The sequence below is a fragment of the Pseudomonas sp. Tul2A7 genome, from assembly GCF_054790505.1.
Map to the genome: position 1 here is coordinate 6559468 of NZ_CP186499.1, position 16699 is coordinate 6576166.

Below are 16699 nucleotides of genomic sequence, written 5' to 3' on the forward strand. Positions count from 1 at the left end.
AGATCGCAGCCTTCGGCAGCTCCTACAGACATCGCAATCCTGTAGGAGCTGCAGAGTGTAACGAGGCTGCGATCTTTTGATCTTGGCCTTAGCGCTTCTGGGTCAGGGCGCGACGTTCGAATTCGACGATGCGCTGACGGTAGTGCTCGATGGTCTGTGCGGTCAGAACGCTGCGCTGGTCATCTTTCAGTTCGCCGTTCAGTTCCTGCGACAGCTTGCGGGCTGCAGCCACCATCACGTCGAAGGCTTGCTTCGGATGGCGCGGGCCTGGCAGGCCGAGGAAGAAGCTCACCGCCGGGGTGCTGAAATGGTCGATGTCGTCCAGATCGAAGATACCCGGCTTGACCGCATTGGCCATGGAGAACAGCACTTCACCGTTGCCGGCCATGCTTTCGTGGCGGTGGAAAATATCCATCTCGCCGAAACGCAGACCGCTTTCGAGAATGTTCTGCAACAACGCCGGGCCTTTGAAGCCGGCAGCGTCACGGCAGATCACGCTGATCACCAAGACTTCTTCAGCTTGCGGCTGGTCTTTGTCGACCACCGCCGGCGAAGGCTTGCTGTCTTCGGCGAAATCGTCGTCACGACTGCTGAAGCTCGGGCCGCCGTCCAGATCCAGGTCGAGGTTCAGGTCGCCCTGGGCCGGGCCATTGCTGCCACGCTTGCCACGTTTCGAACCGGATTCGCGAGGCTCGCGTGCTTCGCGGGCCGGCATGCTTACCGATGGCAGATCGTGTTCGTCCAGTTGCGGCTCTTTATGTGTATCCAGCACGCGAGCCGGGCCCAACAGCTCAGCGCTGGTGTCCTCGTCCGGCAGGTTGGACAGACTTCGGTCAAGACGGAATTTCAGTTTTCCCTTGCCGCCGCGCATACGGCGCCAGCCATCGAAAAGAATACCGGCTATCACAATGATGCCGATGACGATCAGCCACTCGCGCAGACCGATTTCCATGTAATCCCGTGCCTCTATAAAAAATGCTGAAAAATAAGGGGTTTACATTGTGCAAACCGCTTTAAAACGTGGCGCCAACTCTATGTTCTGACAGGCGTTTTGCCCACGTATACGAAAAATTGACATTAAACTAGCACGACCAAAGACAACTTTACACCGTCTGTCTCATTGGCTTGCGCGAATATGTCGATTGGCCAGCAAGTCGAACCCGGTAAAAAAGTCCTACAACCCTCGATTACCTTTCCGACACCACGCTGGCTCAGGCGTCCACCATCGCCATCGCCTCCTCGACATCCACGGCTACCAGTCGCGAACAACCCGGCTCATGCATCGTCACGCCCATCAACTGCTCGGCCATTTCCATGGCGATCTTGTTGTGGGTGATATAGATGAACTGCACGGTCTGCGACATCTCTTTGACCAAGCGTGCGTAGCGTCCAACGTTAGCGTCATCCAGTGGCGCGTCAACCTCATCAAGCATGCAGAACGGCGCCGGGTTCAATTTGAAGATGGCAAAAACCAGTGCCAGCGCGGTCAGGGCTTTTTCCCCGCCAGAGAGCAAATGGATGGTGCTGTTCTTCTTCCCGGGCGGCTGCGCCATGATCGTTACCCCTGTATCGAGTAGATCTTCGCCCGTCAGTTCCAAATACGCCCGTCCACCACCGAAAACTTTTGGAAAAAGTGCCTGTAAACCGCCATTGATCTGATCAAAGGTATCTTTGAAGCGGTTACGGGTTTCCTTGTCGATCTTGCGAATGACGTTTTCCAGCGTCTCCAGCGCTTCGACCAGATCGGCGTCCTGCGCATCCAGATAACGTTTACGCTCGGATTGTTGCGTGTATTCGTCGATGGCCGCGAGGTTGATCGCACCCAGGCGCTGAATCCGCGCATTGATGCGTTCGAGTTCTTCTTCGGCTTCGCGTTCACTGGCTTGCGCGGTCAATGTCGCGAGCACGCCGTTGAGATCGTAGCCGTCTTCGAGCAATTGATCCTGTAGAGCCTTGCGGCGCACGGTCAGGGCTTGCCATTCCATGCGCTGCTGCTCGAGCTGGCCGCGAATCAGCTGCGATTGCTGCTCGGCCTGCGTCCGGCGCTTTTCCGCGTCGCGCAATTCGCGGTCGGCATCTTCCAAAGCGATCTGCGCGGTTTTCAGTTCTTCGTCGACGGTCATGCGCTTGTCGAGCAGCTCTTCGAGTTTCAGGCGCAGCTCTTCCAGCGGTGCCTCGCCCTCCTCCAGGTTCAGACTCAACTGTTCGCGCTTTTCAGTGAGACGCTCGGCCTGCATTTCCAGACGCTCCAGCGCCTGACGCGTGGAGTCATGCTGCGCGCGCAACGAGCCGAGACGCACGGCCAATTGATGGGCGTGATCCTTGTGCTGCCGCGCCTCCTGGCGCACCCGGTCAAGGCGTTCGCGCAGGCTGTCGCGCTGGGCCAGCAGTAATTCACGCTGCTCGGTGTCGAGCGCCATGGCATCCAGCGCTTCCTGCAATTGCATGCGCGCTTCGCCGATCTGTTCGTGCTCGAGTTCGCGTTGTTCGCCGAGTTCGACCAGCTCTTCATCAAGACGCGTGCGGCGCAAGGTCAGCTGTTCGGCCTTGGCTTTGCCGGCGGACAGCTGTGCTTTCAATTCGCCCTGCTGACGCGCTTCGTCTTGCAGCAAACGACGCAAATGTTCGCGGCCGTTTTCCTGCTGACGCTGTTGCGCGCGCAGCGTTTGCAGACGAGTTTCCATGGCCTCGACCGTGGCTTCTTTTTCTTCCCGCTCGAGGTGCAGCGCTTCGATTTCCTGGCCACGGGCGAGCATGCCGCTTTCCGCTTCGCTGGCTCGACGCACGCGTAAAAAGTGCCGACCGACCCAGTAACCGTCGCGGCTGATCAAACTCTCGCCAGCGCTCAACTGCCCGCGCAAGGCCAAAGCCTGTTCAAGGCTGTCGACCGGTTTGACTTGGCCCAGCCACGGCGACAGATCAATCTGCGCATCGACCTTATCGAGCAAGCTGCCCGCCACGCGCACGCCATCGCTGGCCGGGCTGAGCAGGCGCAAGTCGCCTTGGGTGAATCCGGACAAATCGAAGCCGCTGAAGTCGTCGACCAGCACCGCTTGCAGATCGGCGCCGAGCACGGTTTCCACCGCCAGTTCCCAACCGGCCTCGACCTTCAGGCCTTCGGCCAGACGCGGACGCTCGGCGAGGTTGTGTTCCTTCAACCATTCGGCGGTGCCGGTGCCCGGGTCGAGCGCGGCTTGCTGCAAGGCTTCAAGGGAAGCCAGGCGACCATTGAGCCGCTGCAAATCGCCCTGCGCCTGCTGCTGCGCGGTCAGCGCTTGCTGCAATTCCTGGCGCAGTTGTTCGAGTTTTTCGACCTGCGCTTCTTCACTGGTCTGCAAATCTTCGAGGGTCGCTTCAGACTCGGCGAGCTGCTCGTTGAGCTCCATGATCGCTGCATCTTCCGGGTCGGCCGAGAGCAACGCGCGCTCTTCGCCAAGACGCTTTTGCCGGTCAGCAAGACGCTCCATGCTGGTTTCCAGCTGCTGGATGCGCGACTGCTGCACTTCGGCCTGACGGCGTGGTTCGGCGGCGGTCAGGTTGAAGGCGTCCCACTGCTCCTGCCAGCCGTGCATGACCGATTCGGAATCTTCCAGCGCAGCGGCGGCTTCTTCGGCGGCAGCACTGGTGACTTCCTGCTCAGGGGTGAGCATGTCCAGCTCTTCGCCGAGGGTCAGCAGCAAGGTGCGGTCGTGGCCCAGGTGCGACTCGGTTTCCAGGCGGGCGCGCTCGGCTTCTTTCAAGTCGTCCTGCAACTGCCGCAGACGTTGCTGACCGTGCTGGATGCTCTGCTCGACCCGGGCAATGTCGCCGCCGACCGAATAGAAGCGCCCTTGCACCAGATTGAAGCGTTCGGACAGGTCATGGTGACCGTCGCGCAGGCGCTCGATAGACGCGTCGGCATTGCGCTGTTCGGCGACCAGCGCTTCGAAACTGACTTCCTGGGTGCCGATGATCGACTCGCGCTGGCCGACCTGATCGTTGAGATCCTGCCAGCGCAGGGCCGACAGTTGCGCCTTGAGCTGACGCTCTTCGGCTTTGAATTCCTGATACTTCTTGGCGGCCTCGGCCTGGCGGTGCAGGCGTTCGAGCTGACGCTCCAGCTCATCGCGCAGGTCAGTCAGACGGGCAAGGTTTTCGTGGGTGCGGCGGATACGGTTTTCGGTCTCGCGGCGGCGCTCTTTATATTTCGAGATGCCGGCTGCTTCTTCGATGAAGTTACGCAGGTCTTCGGGTTTGGATTCGATCAGCTTGGAGATCATCCCCTGCTCGATGATCGAGTAGCTGCGCGGGCCGAGGCCGGTGCCGAGGAAGATATCGGTGATGTCGCGACGACGGCATTTGGTGCCGTTGAGGTAATACGTGGTCTGGCTGTCGCGGGTGACTTTGCGGCGAATCGAAATCTCGGCGTAGGCCGCGTACTCGCCCAGCAGGGTGCCGTCGGAGTTATCGAAGACCAGCTCGATGCTGGCCTGACTCACCGGTTTGCGGCTGGTCGAGCCATTGAAGATGACGTCGGTCATCGACTCGCCACGCAGGTTCTTCGCCGAACTTTCGCCCATCACCCAGCGTACGGCGTCGATGATGTTCGACTTGCCGCAACCGTTCGGCCCGACAACCGCCGCCATGTTACTGGGGAAGTTCACCGTGGTCGGGTCGACGAAGGATTTGAATCCCGCCAGCTTGATGCACTTGAGCCGCACGCTTAGGCAACCGTCAGCGCGGAAACCACCAGATCGCAGCTGCGCTGGGCGTACGCCGTCAGCACGATGCGGATCTGCGGCAAATCACGGGCGAGCACGGCGGCGAGCAGGCGTTCGAACAGTTCGAGGAACTCGCTCATTGAGGCCTTGCGCTGTTCGAGGGCGAGGAAGTACGCGCGGCTCATCGCCGGCTGGAGGTTCTCGACGGTCTCTTGCAGGTACGGGTTGTTGGCGAACGGATAGGCGGCACGCATCACGCTGAAGCTGTCGTCGACAAAGCTGCGGATGTCCTGACGCTCGTAGCTGGCGGTCAGGCGCTGCTGAATCTGCACGAACGGCGCCATGTCCGACTGCACTTGCCAGCCATTGGCCACCGAGTTGCCGAGCAGGATGTACAGCTCGCTCATCAGCGTGCACAGGCTCTGCACCTTGTGCGGCGTCAGCTCGGTGACGTGCGCGCCACGGCGCGGCAGGATCGCGATCAGGTGGCGGCGTTCGAGGATCAGCAAGGCTTCGCGGACCGAACCGCGGCTGACGTTCAGCGCCAGCGTGACCTTCTGTTCCTGGATGCGCTCTCCCGGCTTCATTTCGCCACGAATGATGCGTTCGGCGAGGTGGTGAGCGATTTGCTCGGCGAGGCTGTCCGGCGCCTTGAACGTCATGGTTGTCCTTCAAACTCTATCGATCTGCACAAGCGGCGCAGTGTAGCGCAAATGCGGGCTCATGGCGGAGTGCCCACTCAGCGGTTTTTGGCACGATTCCCGCAAAAAAGCAGGGGATCCAATGAGGGTCAATACTGAATAGACACGTTGTTGATCGACGAAATGCTTTTTCCTGACCCTTAAGTCAGAAAACCATTGACCGAAAAGTCAGACCTGCTAAATTCGGTTCACGTCGGTTAACAACAATAATGAGTCTGCGAGGCCTTCCGTGATCCAGTTTTTACTTAACCAGGAACTCCGTAGCGAGCACGCCCTGGACCCGAATCTGACTGTGCTCAATTACCTGCGTGAACACGTTGGTAAATCCGGCACCAAAGAAGGTTGCGCTAGCGGTGACTGCGGCGCCTGCACCGTGGTGGTCGGCGAGTTGCAAACGGATGAGGCTGGCCGCGAACACATTCGCTATCGCAGCCTCAACTCGTGCCTGACCTTTGTTTCGTCGCTGCACGGCAAACAATTGATCAGCGTCGAAGACCTCAAACATAAAGGCGAACTGCACAGCGTGCAGAAAGCCATGGTCGAGTGCCATGGCTCGCAGTGCGGCTTCTGCACCCCCGGCTTCGTCATGTCGCTGTTCGCCCTGCAAAAGAACAGCGATGCACCGGATCAGGCCAAGGCCCACGAAGCGCTGGCCGGCAACCTCTGCCGTTGCACCGGCTACCGGCCGATTCTGGCGGCTGCCGAGCAATCCTGCTGCGGCAAGCAAGCGGATCAGTTCGATGCCCGCGAAGCGGAGACCATCGCGCGCCTCAAAGCGATTGCCCCGACCGATATCGGCGAACTCAACAGCGGCGACAAGCGCTGCCTGGTGCCGCTGACTGTCGCTGACCTGGCCGATCTCTACGACGCTTATCCACAAGCGCGTCTGCTCGCCGGCGGCACCGACTTGGCACTGGAAGTCACCCAGTTCCACCGCACCCTGCCGGTGATGATCTACGTCGGCAACGTCGCCGAAATGAAGCGCATCGAAACCTTCGACGACCGCATCGAAATCGGCGCCGCCACCGCCCTCTCCGACTGCTACGAAGCGTTGAACGCCGAGTACCCGGACTTCGGCGAACTGCTGCACCGCTTCGCCTCGCTGCAAATCCGCAACCAGGGCACCCTCGGCGGCAACATCGGCAACGCCTCGCCGATCGGTGACTCGCCACCACTGCTGATCGCCCTCGGCGCGCAGGTGGTGCTGTGCAAAGGTGAAACCCGCCGCACCCTGGACCTCGACGACTACTTCATCGACTACAAGGTTACAGCCCGTCAGGAAAGTGAGTTCATCGAGAAGATCATCGTGCCGCGCGCCAGCGCCGAGCAGTTGTTCCGCGCCTACAAAGTCTCCAAGCGTCTGGACGATGACATTTCCGCCGTCTGCGCCGCGTTCAACCTGCGCGTCGAAAACGGCGTGATTACCGATGCGCGCATGGCCTTTGGCGGCATGGCTGCGATCCCGAAACGCGCCGCCCATTGTGAAGCCGCGCTGATCGGTGCGCCGTTCAACAACGCCGTGGTAGAGCGTGCCTGCGCCGCGCTGGCGGAAGATTTCACCCCACTCTCTGACTTCCGCGCCAGCAAGGAATACCGCCTGCTCAGCGCGCAGAACCTGCTGCGTAAATACTTCATCGAACTGCAAACACCGCACATCGAGACTCGGGTGACCGCTTATGTCTAACCATCACGGCGTAGAGAAAACCCAAGCTGAACTGGCTGAACTGTTCGCCAAGGACCTGACCACAGGTGTCGGCCGCAGCGTCAAGCACGACAGCGCCGCCAAGCACGTGTCCGGTGAAGCGCAGTACATCGATGACCGTCTGGAATTTCCGAACCAGCTGCACCTGTACGCACGCCTGTCGGACCGCGCCCACGCGAAGATCATCAGCATCGACACCTCGCCGTGCTACGCCTTCGAAGGCGTGCGCATCGCCATCACCCACGAAGACGTGCCGGGCCTGAAAGACATCGGCCCGTTGATGCCGGGCGACCCGCTGCTGGCCATCGATGACGTGCAATTCGTCGGACAACCAGTGCTCGCCGTTGCCGCAAAAGATCTGGAAACTGCGCGCAAAGCCGCGATGGCGGCGATCATCGAATACGAAGATCTCGAACCTGTGCTCGACGTGGTTGAAGCGCTGCGCAAACGCCACTTCGTGCTCGACAGCCACACCCATCAACGTGGTGATTCGGCCGGTGCATTGGCCACGGCTGAACACCGCATTCAAGGCACGCTGCACATTGGCGGTCAGGAACACTTTTATCTAGAGACACAAATCTCCTCGGTGATGCCAACCGAAGACGGCGGTATGATCGTTTACTGCTCGACGCAGAACCCCACCGAAGTGCAAAAACTGGTCGCCGAAGTACTCGACGTGTCGATGAACAAAATCGTCGTCGACATGCGCCGCATGGGCGGTGGTTTCGGTGGCAAGGAAACTCAAGCGGCCAGCCCGGCGTGCCTGTGCGCCGTGGTTGCGCACCTCACCGGTCAGCCAACGAAGATGCGCCTGCCGCGCGTCGAAGACATGCTGATGACCGGCAAGCGTCACCCGTTTTACGTCGAATACGACGTCGGCTTCGACAGCACCGGGCGCCTGCACGGGATCAACATGGACCTGGCCGGCAACTGCGGCTGTTCGCCGGACCTGTCCGCGTCGATCGTTGACCGGGCGATGTTCCACTCGGACAACTCGTACTACTTGGGCGATGCGACCATTAACGGTCACCGCTGCAAGACCAACACCGCGTCGAACACCGCTTACCGTGGTTTCGGTGGCCCGCAAGGCATGGTCGCAATCGAAGAGGTGATGGACGCGATTGCCCGTCACCTGCAACTCGATCCGCTGGCTGTGCGCAAGGCCAACTACTACGGCAAGACCGAGCGTAACGTCACCCACTACTACCAGACTGTCGAGCACAACATGCTCGAAGAGATGACCGCCGAACTGGAAGAAAGCAGCCAGTATCACGAACGCCGCGAAGCGATCCGTCGCTACAACGCCAACAGCCCGATCCTGAAAAAAGGTCTGGCGCTGACCCCGGTGAAATTCGGCATTTCCTTCACCGCGAGTTTCTTGAACCAGGCCGGTGCGCTGATCCACATCTACACCGACGGCAGCATCCACCTGAACCACGGCGGCACGGAAATGGGCCAGGGCCTGAACACCAAAGTCGCGCAGGTCGTGGCCGAAGTGTTCCAGGTGGAAATCGACCGCGTGCAGATCACCGCGACCAACACCGACAAAGTGCCGAACACCTCACCGACGGCGGCGTCCAGCGGCGCTGACCTGAACGGTAAAGCGGCGCAGAACGCGGCGGAAATCATCAAGAAACGTCTGGTCGAATTCGCTGCGCGTCACTTCAAAGTCACAGAAGAAGACGTTGAATTCCACAACGGCCACGTGCGCGTTCGCGACCATATCCTGACCTTTGAAGCGCTGATCCAGCAGGCGTATTTCAATCAGGTGTCGCTATCGAGCACCGGGTTCTACAAGACCCCGAAAATCTACTACGACCGCAGCCAGGCCCGTGGCCGTCCGTTCTACTACTTCGCCTTCGGCGCGGCGTGCTGCGAAGTGATCGTCGACACCCTGACCGGCGAGTACAAGATGCTGCGCACCGACATTCTTCACGACGTCGGCGCCTCGCTGAACCCGTCCATCGACATCGGTCAGGTCGAGGGAGGTTTCATTCAGGGCATGGGCTGGCTGACCATGGAAGAGCTGGTCTGGAACAACAAAGGCAAGCTGATGACCAACGGCCCGGCCAGCTACAAGATCCCGGCCGTGGCGGACATGCCGCTGGATCTACGGGTGAAGCTGGTGGAAAACCGCAAGAACCCGGAAGACACGGTGTTCCACTCCAAGGCTGTCGGCGAACCACCGTTCATGCTCGGGATTGCTTCGTGGTGTGCGATCAAGGATGCGGTGGCGAGCCTCGGTGATTACAAGCATCAGCCGCAGATCGATGCGCCAGCGACGCCGGAGCGGGTGTTGTGGGGCTGCGAGCAGATGCGTCAGCTGAAAGCGGTGAAAGCCGTCGAAGCTGAAACCGAGGTTGTTTGATGATCGTTCCCACGCTCTGCGTGGGAATGCAGCCCGCGACGCTCTGCGTCGCATCCTGAACAGCGGACGCGGAGCGTCCAGTGATGCATTCCCACGCAGAGCGTGGGAACGATCTGAGAGGTGTGTATGTACAACTGGATCGACGCCCTCGCCGACCTGCAGAACCAGGGCGAACCCTGTGTGCTGGTGACGATCATCGAAGAACTCGGCTCGACGCCACGTAACGCCGGTTCGAAAATGGTCATCAGCGCTAACCGGAGCTTCGACACCATTGGTGGCGGGCATCTGGAATACAAAGCCATGCAGATCGCCCGCGAGATGCTCGCCAGCGGTAAGCAGGACACTCATCTGGAGCGCTTCAGCCTTGGCGCCAGCCTGGGCCAGTGCTGCGGCGGCGCCACCGTGTTGCTGTTCGAACCGATGGGCCAGGTGCAGGCGCAAATCGCCGTGTTCGGTGCCGGCCACGTTGGCCGCGCCTTGGTGCCGCTGCTCGCCAGCCTGCCCTGCCGGGTGCGCTGGATCGATTCGCGTGTTGCCGAATTCCCCGAACAGATCCCTCACGGCGTGCGTAAAATCGTCGCCGAAGAGCCTGTGGATGAAATCGATGACCTGCCCGCCGGCAGTTACTGCATCGTCATGACCCACAACCATCAGCTCGACCTTGAACTCACTGCTGCGATCCTCAAGCGCAACGACTTCGCCTACTTCGGCCTGATCGGTTCGAAGACCAAACGCGTGAAGTTCGAACACCGTTTGCGCGATCGCGGTTTCGACAGCGGCGTCGTGCAACGCATGCGCTGCCCGATGGGCATCGGCGAAGTCAAAGGCAAACTGCCTGTGGAAATCGCCATCTCCATCGCCGGCGAAATCATTGCCACCTACAACGCCAACTTCGGCCAGCAGACTGCCAGCGCCGAACCGATTGCCAGACTGCTGCCGGTTTCGCGGCGCAGTCAGGCGACCAAACTCAAAGCCTCAAACTGATTAGAGAACCCTCATGCCTCTGACTCGCAAAGCCTACCGCGCCGCCATCCTGCACAGCATCGCCGACCCCGCCGAAGTCGGGATCGAAGCCTCCTACGAATATTTCGAGGATGGCCTGCTGGTGGTCGATGGCGGCAAGATCAGCGCCCTCGGCCACGCCAGTGAGCTGCTGCCGACCCTGGCGGCGGACATCGAAATCGAGCACTACCAGGACGCGTTGATCACCCCAGGCTTCATCGACACCCACATTCACTTTCCGCAAACCGGCATGGTCGGTGCCTACGGCGAGCAACTGCTCGACTGGCTGAACACCTATACCTTCCCCTGCGAAAGCCAGTTCGGCGACAAGGCCCACGCCGATGAAGTCGCTGACATTTTCGTCAAGGAACTGCTGCGCAACGGCACCACCACCGCGCTGGTCTTCGGCAGCGTGCACCCGCAGTCGGTGAACTCGTTCTTCGAAGCGGCCGAGAAGCTCGACCTGCGGATGATCGCCGGCAAGGTGATGATGGACCGCAACGCGCCGGATTATCTGACCGATACTGCTGAATCGAGCTACGTCGAGAGCAAAGCGCTGATCGAGCGCTGGCATGGCAAGGGTCGTCTGCACTATGCGGTCACCCCGCGCTTCGCGCCGACCAGCACTCCGGAACAACTGACCCTTGCCGGGCAACTGCTGACCGAATACCCGGATCTGTATATGCAGACCCACATCAGCGAGAACCTCAAGGAAATCGAGTGGGTCAAGGAGCTGTTCCCGGAGCGCAAGGGCTACCTCGACGTTTACGATCACTACCAACTGCTCGGCGAGCGCTCGGTATTCGCCCACGGTGTGCACCTGTGCGACGACGAATGCGCGCGACTGGCGGAAACCGGCTCGGCGATCTCGTTCTGCCCGACCTCGAACCTGTTCCTCGGCAGCGGCCTGTTCAACCTGCCGATGGCCGAGAAGCACAAACTCAATGTCGGCCTGGGCACTGACGTCGGCGGCGGTACCAGTTTCTCGCTACTGCAGACGCTGAACGAAGCGTACAAAGTGATGCAGTTGCAAGGTGCGCGCCTGAGCCCGTTCAAGTCGCTGTATCTGGCGACTCTAGGTGGCGCACGCGCGCTGCGTCTGGAAGACAAGATCGGCAACCTGCAACCGGGTAGCGACGCTGACTTCCTGGTGCTGGATTACAACGCTACGCCGCTGCTCAGCTATCGCTTGAAGCAGGCCAACAACATTGCCGAGACGTTGTTTGTGTTGATGACGCTGGGCGATGACCGCACGGTGCAGCAGACGTATGCGGCGGGTGCTTTGGTGCATCAGCGCTGAGTTTCCCCCCGCCCCATGATCGTTCCCACGCTCTGCATGGGAATGCAGCCCGTGACGCTCCGCGTCACTGGACGCGGAGCGTCCCCAGAGGCGTTCCCACGCAGAGCGTGGGAACGATCAGGCAGGCACAAAAAATCCCCCGGAGGTGTTCAGCCCCGGGGGATTTTTTGTTGCCTGTCAGATCGCCTTCGCGAGCAGGCTCGCTCCCACATTTGAAATGCATTCCCCTGTGGGAGCGAGCCTGCTCGCGAAGGGGTCGACTCGGTATCAGCTCAGAGCTTGGCCGCTGGACGCCCAGGCTTCTTGGTCTGCAACAAATGCGAGAACACCGCATGCAGATCATCCGACGCGCCTTCCTCGTCGAGGTTGAGCTTGCTGTCGATGTGATCCATGTGATGCATCATCAGATTCACCGCCAACTCACCGTCGCGCTTCTCGATCGCGTCGATCAATTGGGTGTGTTCGTCGTACGAGCAGTGCGAGCGGTTGCCGCTTTCATACTGGGCAATGATAAGCGACGTCTGCGAAACCAGGCTGCGCTGGAAGCTGATCAACGGTGCGTTCATCGCCGCTTCCGCCAGTTTCAGGTGGAATTCGCCCGACAGACGAATGCCGGCGCCGCGATCGCCACGGGAGAAGCTGTCGCGCTCGTCGTTGACCATCTGGCGCAATTCGGCAATCTGCTCGGCAGTGGCGTGTTGCACCGCCAGCTCAGTGATCGCGCGCTCGACCAGACGGCGGGCGAGAAACACCTGACGCGCCTCTTCCACACTCGGACTGGCAACCACGGCGCCACGGTTCGGCCGCAACAGCACCACGCCTTCATGGGCCAGACGCGACAGCGCACGGCGAATGATGGTGCGGCTGACCCCGAAGATTTCCCCCAGCGCTTCTTCGCTCAATTTTGTGCCGGGCGCCAGACGCTGTTCGAGGATGGCCTCGAAGATATGCGCGTAGACAATATCGTCCTGGGTTCCGCTGCGGCCGGCTTTGCCTGCTCGCGGTTGTTTCTTGAGGGGTTGCAACTGTTCGTTCATGGGCACTCGAGTCGGGAGAACTGCGGCGAATAGACCGTGACTGTAATACGGCACAGTAGGTCGCTGGCAAGTATCGCGTAAAAAACAGCGCGATTGTACACAATGGAAGGTGGCAACACGACTGTACGGCTGTTTGTGACTTCGGCTGTATTGCAACGATCCGTTACGATTGAGTTTAGGCTTGATCGCAGAATCCGCTGGTCGACCACAATCCCCTGTGGGAGCGAGCCTGCTCGCGAAAGCCGTTTCAAATTCAAAATGAATGTTGACTGACACACCGCTTTCGCGAGCAGGCTCGCTCCCACAGGGGTTTGGCGTACAGGGGACATCTTCATTGGTATAAGGAACACCGTTGTCATGAACGACGCCACCCACACTCAACTGCGCCCCTTGGCCGACACTTCGCCTTCAGCCATCGTCGCCGGTTTCATCGCGATGATGACCGGCTACACCAGTTCACTGGTGCTGATGTTTCAAGCCGGGCAAGCGGCGGGCCTGACCAGCGGGCAGATTTCTTCGTGGATCTGGGCGATCTCGATCGGCATGGCGGTGTGTTCGATCGGCCTGTCGCTGCGTTATCGAACGCCGATCACCATCGCCTGGTCGACGCCCGGCGCGGCGTTGCTGATCACCAGTCTGGGCGGCGTCAGTTATGGCGAGGCCATCGGCGCCTACATCACCTGCGCAGTGCTGGTGACGATCTGCGGGCTGACCGGCAGCTTCGAACGCCTGGTGAAAAAGATCCCGGCCTCCTTGGCGGCAGCATTGCTGGCGGGCATTCTGTTCAAGATCGGCAGCGAAATCTTTGTCGCCGCGCAGCACCGTACCGGGCTGGTGTTGGGCATGTTCTTCACCTATTTAGTAGTCAAGCGCCTGTCACCGCGTTACGCCGTGCTCGCCGCGCTGCTGATCGGCACCGCGCTGTCGGGGTTCATGGGTTTGCTGGATTTCAGCGGTTTTCATCTGGAAGTGGCGACGCCGGTGTGGACCACGCCGCACTTCTCGCTGGCGGCGACCATCAGCATCGGCATTCCTTTGTTCGTGGTCGCGATGACCTCGCAGAACATGCCCGGTATCGCCGTATTGCGCGCGGATGGCTACAACGTCCCGGCCTCGCCGCTGATCACCACCACAGGCATTGCCTCGCTGTTGCTGGCACCGTTTGGTTCGCACGGCATCAACCTGGCGGCGATCAGCGCGGCGATCTGCACCGGGCCGCACGCCCATGAAGATCGCAACAAGCGCTACACCGCCGCGGTTTGGTGCGGAATTTTCTACGGGATTGCCGGGGTGTTCGGCGCCACGTTGGCGGCGTTGTTTGCCGCGCTGCCGAAGGAACTGGTGCTGTCGATTGCCGCGCTGGCGCTGTTTGGTTCGATCATCAATGGTTTGAGTATTGCCATGACTGAGGTGAAGGAACGGGAGGCGGCGTTGATTACCTTTATGGTCACGGCGTCGGGGCTGACGTTGTTTTCCATTGGCTCGGCGTTTTGGGGGATTGTTGCGGGGGTTTTGACGTTGGTGATTTTGAATTGGCGTAAAGCTTAAGGTCAAAAGCCCCTCACCCTAGCCCTCTCCCCGAGGGAGAGGGGACTGACCGAGGTGTTTGGAAGACATACGCCGACGTGGGATACCGAGTTGAACTCAGGCTTTGAAAAGCCCACAAGTAGTCTCCCTCTCCAGGGGGAGAGGGCTGGGCGGGCGGCGTTCCGATGAGGGGCAGACTCACCACAAATCCCAAACCAAACACCCAAACCCCAGACGAAAAAAAACGGCGACCCTCAGGTCGCCGTTTTTTTCAGTATCACTTAGCCGCGTTGATCGGCTTTTCCGGATACCAAACGTCCAGCAACGGGCTGACTTCATACTTGGTCAGCTCAGAGCGGGTTTTCAGCCAGGCTTCAACGGCAGCACGCTGCTCTTCGTTGACCGAGCCACGCTTCTGCAGGCAAACCAGACCGAAGTCGTCGCCGCCAACATAACCCAGACCGTTGGCTTCCATGGCTTCTTTGATGAAGGCTTCGAGGAAAGCGTCAATGGCTTCTTCGGACAAGTCTTCTTTGAAGTCCAGGTTCAGTTCGAAACCCAGCTCTTGAAATTCATCAACGCACAGTTTTTTGCGCAGACGCTGGGAACGGTTAGTCGCCATTGGAACAATCCTCTTAAGTATTAACGGCGGGCACTTTACCAGTTTAAGCCGCCGATTGCCCGACTCTCTGGCCCCTGTAGCCGACCGCCTGTAAAAAAATAACGTATTGGTCCACCCGGACAAGGCACAAGCGGTAACACCTTGGGGCATAATGCCGACACTTTCATGACCGCTGAGGGCTTTTTCATCCATGTCCTCGTTATTTTCCCCTCGACTGTAGGGTTTTATTTCATATGATCAAATCGTTGCGTCCTCTGCTTCTCGCCGGCCTTCTTCTGCCGCTGGCCCTGCCTGTTTCTGCTGCCACCATCAACACCGCCCTCACCCCCAACGTCGAAAAAGCCCTCAAGGCCAGTAAACTGCAGCCCAGCGCCCTGTCGCTGGTGATGGTGCCGCTCGACGGCCCGGGCACGCCGACCGTGTTCAACGCCGACGTGTCGGTCAACCCGGCCTCGACGATGAAACTGGTCACCACCTACGCGGCGCTGGAAATGCTCGGCCCGAATCATCAGTGGAAAACCGAGTTCTACACCGACGGCGACCTCAGCGGCGGCATCCTCAACGGCAACCTCTACCTCAAGGGTGGCGGCGATCCGAAGCTGAACATGGAAAAACTCTGGCTGCTGATGCGCGACCTGCGCGCCAACGGCGTGACGCAGATCACCGGCGACCTGATCCTCGACCGCAACTTCTTTGTGCAACCGGTGCTGCCGGAATTCAACGATGACGGCAATGACGAGAACAAGCCGTTTCTGGTCAAACCGGATTCGCTGCTGGTCAACCTCAAGGCTCTGCGCTTTGTCGCCCGCAATGACGGCGGTCGCGTGCTGATCTCGGTAGAACCGCCGATTGCCAGCATCCACATTGAAAACACCGTCAAAGCGCTGCCCTCCAAGCAATGCACCGGCGGCGTGCGCTACAACCCGGTGGCGCAACCCGATGGCAGCATGACCGTGACCGTTGCCGGCCAGTTGGGTGAAGGTTGCAGCTCGCAGACTTACCTGTCGCTGCTTGATCATGCGACCTATACGGCCGGCGCCGTGCGGGCGATCTGGAAAGAACTCGGTGGCAGCATTCAGGGCAAGGATCGTCTGGCCTCGACCCCGAGCAACGCCAAACTGCTCGCGCGTGCCTACTCGCCGGATCTGGCGGAAATCATTCGCGACATCAACAAATACAGTAACAACACCATGGCTCAGCAGTTGTTCCTCAGCCTCGGCCAACGCTTTCGCAACGACGCCGACGGTGATGACGCCAAAGCTGCCCAGCGCGTAGTGCGTCAGTGGCTGGCGAAGAAAGGCATCACCGCGCCGCATCTGGTGATGGAGAACGGCTCTGGTTTGTCGCGTGCCGAACGGGTCAGCGCCCGTGAGATGGCGAGCATGCTGCAAGCCGCCTGGCACAGCCCGTATGCCGCCGAGTACATCAGCTCGCTGCCGATTGCCGGTACCGACGGCACCATGCGCAAGCGTCTGAAGACCACGGCGATGCGCGGTGAGGCGCACGTCAAGACCGGCACCCTGAACACCGTGCGCGCGATTGCCGGTTTCAGCCGTGATGTGAATGGCAATACCTGGGCGGTCGTGGCGATCCTCAATGACAAGGCGCCGTTTGGTGCATCGTCGGTGCTGGATCAGGTGCTACTGGATCTGTACAAGCAGCCGAAACTGGCGCAGACCGCTTCGGTACTCTGATCACCGCGACTCCTGTAGGAGTGAGCCTGCTCGCGATAGCGTCAGT

General features: G+C 60.1%; 11 protein-coding genes. 6 read left to right on the top strand and 5 right to left on the bottom strand.

The window, feature by feature from the left end; translation table 11 throughout:
- Positions 1 to 88: 88 nt before the first annotated feature.
- From zipA to ACOYXJ_RS29165, 3 genes are all read right to left on the bottom strand, one after another.
- Positions 89 to 952 carry a cell division protein ZipA gene (gene zipA / locus ACOYXJ_RS29155; protein ID WP_038365417.1) on the bottom strand — a complete coding sequence of 288 codons (864 nt, stop codon included), beginning with the start codon at positions 950 to 952 and terminating at the stop codon, positions 89 to 91.
- A gap of 259 nt (positions 953 to 1211) precedes the next feature.
- Positions 1212 to 4700 (bottom strand): chromosome segregation protein SMC, encoded by a 3489-nt coding sequence (smc, locus tag ACOYXJ_RS29160; protein ID WP_150794354.1) that lies wholly within the window; start codon positions 4698 to 4700, stop codon positions 1212 to 1214.
- Between the two features lie 2 nt (positions 4701 to 4702).
- Entirely contained in the window at positions 4703 to 5362 is a 660-nt protein-coding gene (locus ACOYXJ_RS29165) for a GntR family transcriptional regulator (RefSeq protein ID WP_038365421.1), read from the bottom strand.
- A gap of 268 nt (positions 5363 to 5630) precedes the next feature.
- On the opposite strand from ACOYXJ_RS29165, the gene xdhA reads away from it, so the two are divergent.
- From xdhA to guaD, 4 genes are all read left to right on the top strand, one after another.
- Positions 5631 to 7085 carry a xanthine dehydrogenase small subunit gene (gene xdhA, locus ACOYXJ_RS29170; protein ID WP_460367196.1) on the top strand — a complete coding sequence of 485 codons (1455 nt, stop codon included), beginning with the start codon at positions 5631 to 5633 and terminating at the stop codon, positions 7083 to 7085.
- The gene (xdhB, locus tag ACOYXJ_RS29175) at positions 7078 to 9471 is read left to right on the top strand and encodes a xanthine dehydrogenase molybdopterin binding subunit (protein ID WP_460367198.1); all 2394 of its coding nucleotides are present in this window, start codon (positions 7078 to 7080) and stop codon (positions 9469 to 9471) included. Before xdhA ends, xdhB begins: the two co-directional genes overlap by 8 nt.
- Positions 9472 to 9597: 126 nt before the next feature.
- Positions 9598 to 10455, top strand: coding sequence for a xanthine dehydrogenase accessory protein XdhC (gene xdhC, locus ACOYXJ_RS29180; protein WP_460367201.1), 858 nt, complete (start codon positions 9598 to 9600; stop codon positions 10453 to 10455).
- Between the two features lie 13 nt (positions 10456 to 10468).
- Complete coding sequence (gene guaD / locus ACOYXJ_RS29185) at positions 10469 to 11773, top strand: guanine deaminase (RefSeq protein WP_460367203.1); 1305 nt, start codon at positions 10469 to 10471, stop codon at positions 11771 to 11773.
- A gap of 272 nt (positions 11774 to 12045) precedes the next feature.
- Here the strand turns inward: guaD and ACOYXJ_RS29190 are convergent, their stop codons facing one another.
- Complete coding sequence (locus ACOYXJ_RS29190) at positions 12046 to 12810, bottom strand: GntR family transcriptional regulator (RefSeq protein ID WP_007918375.1); 765 nt, start codon at positions 12808 to 12810, stop codon at positions 12046 to 12048.
- A gap of 357 nt (positions 12811 to 13167) precedes the next feature.
- On the opposite strand from ACOYXJ_RS29190, the gene ACOYXJ_RS29195 reads away from it, so the two are divergent.
- Entirely contained in the window at positions 13168 to 14358 is a 1191-nt protein-coding gene (locus ACOYXJ_RS29195) for a benzoate/H(+) symporter BenE family transporter (protein ID WP_105707891.1), read from the top strand.
- Positions 14359 to 14614: 256 nt separating this feature from the next.
- Here ACOYXJ_RS29195 and ACOYXJ_RS29200 read toward each other — a convergent pair whose 3' ends face one another.
- Positions 14615 to 14959: a YggL family protein gene (locus ACOYXJ_RS29200; RefSeq protein WP_007916365.1), complete on the bottom strand. Its 345-nt coding sequence runs from the start codon at positions 14957 to 14959 to the stop codon at positions 14615 to 14617.
- Positions 14960 to 15192: 233 nt separating this feature from the next.
- Here ACOYXJ_RS29200 and dacB point away from each other — a divergent pair, with 233 nt between their 5' ends.
- Positions 15193 to 16653 (top strand): D-alanyl-D-alanine carboxypeptidase/D-alanyl-D-alanine endopeptidase, encoded by a 1461-nt coding sequence (gene dacB, locus ACOYXJ_RS29205; RefSeq protein ID WP_150794359.1) that lies wholly within the window; start codon positions 15193 to 15195, stop codon positions 16651 to 16653.
- The last annotated feature ends 46 nt before the right edge of the window (positions 16654 to 16699 follow it).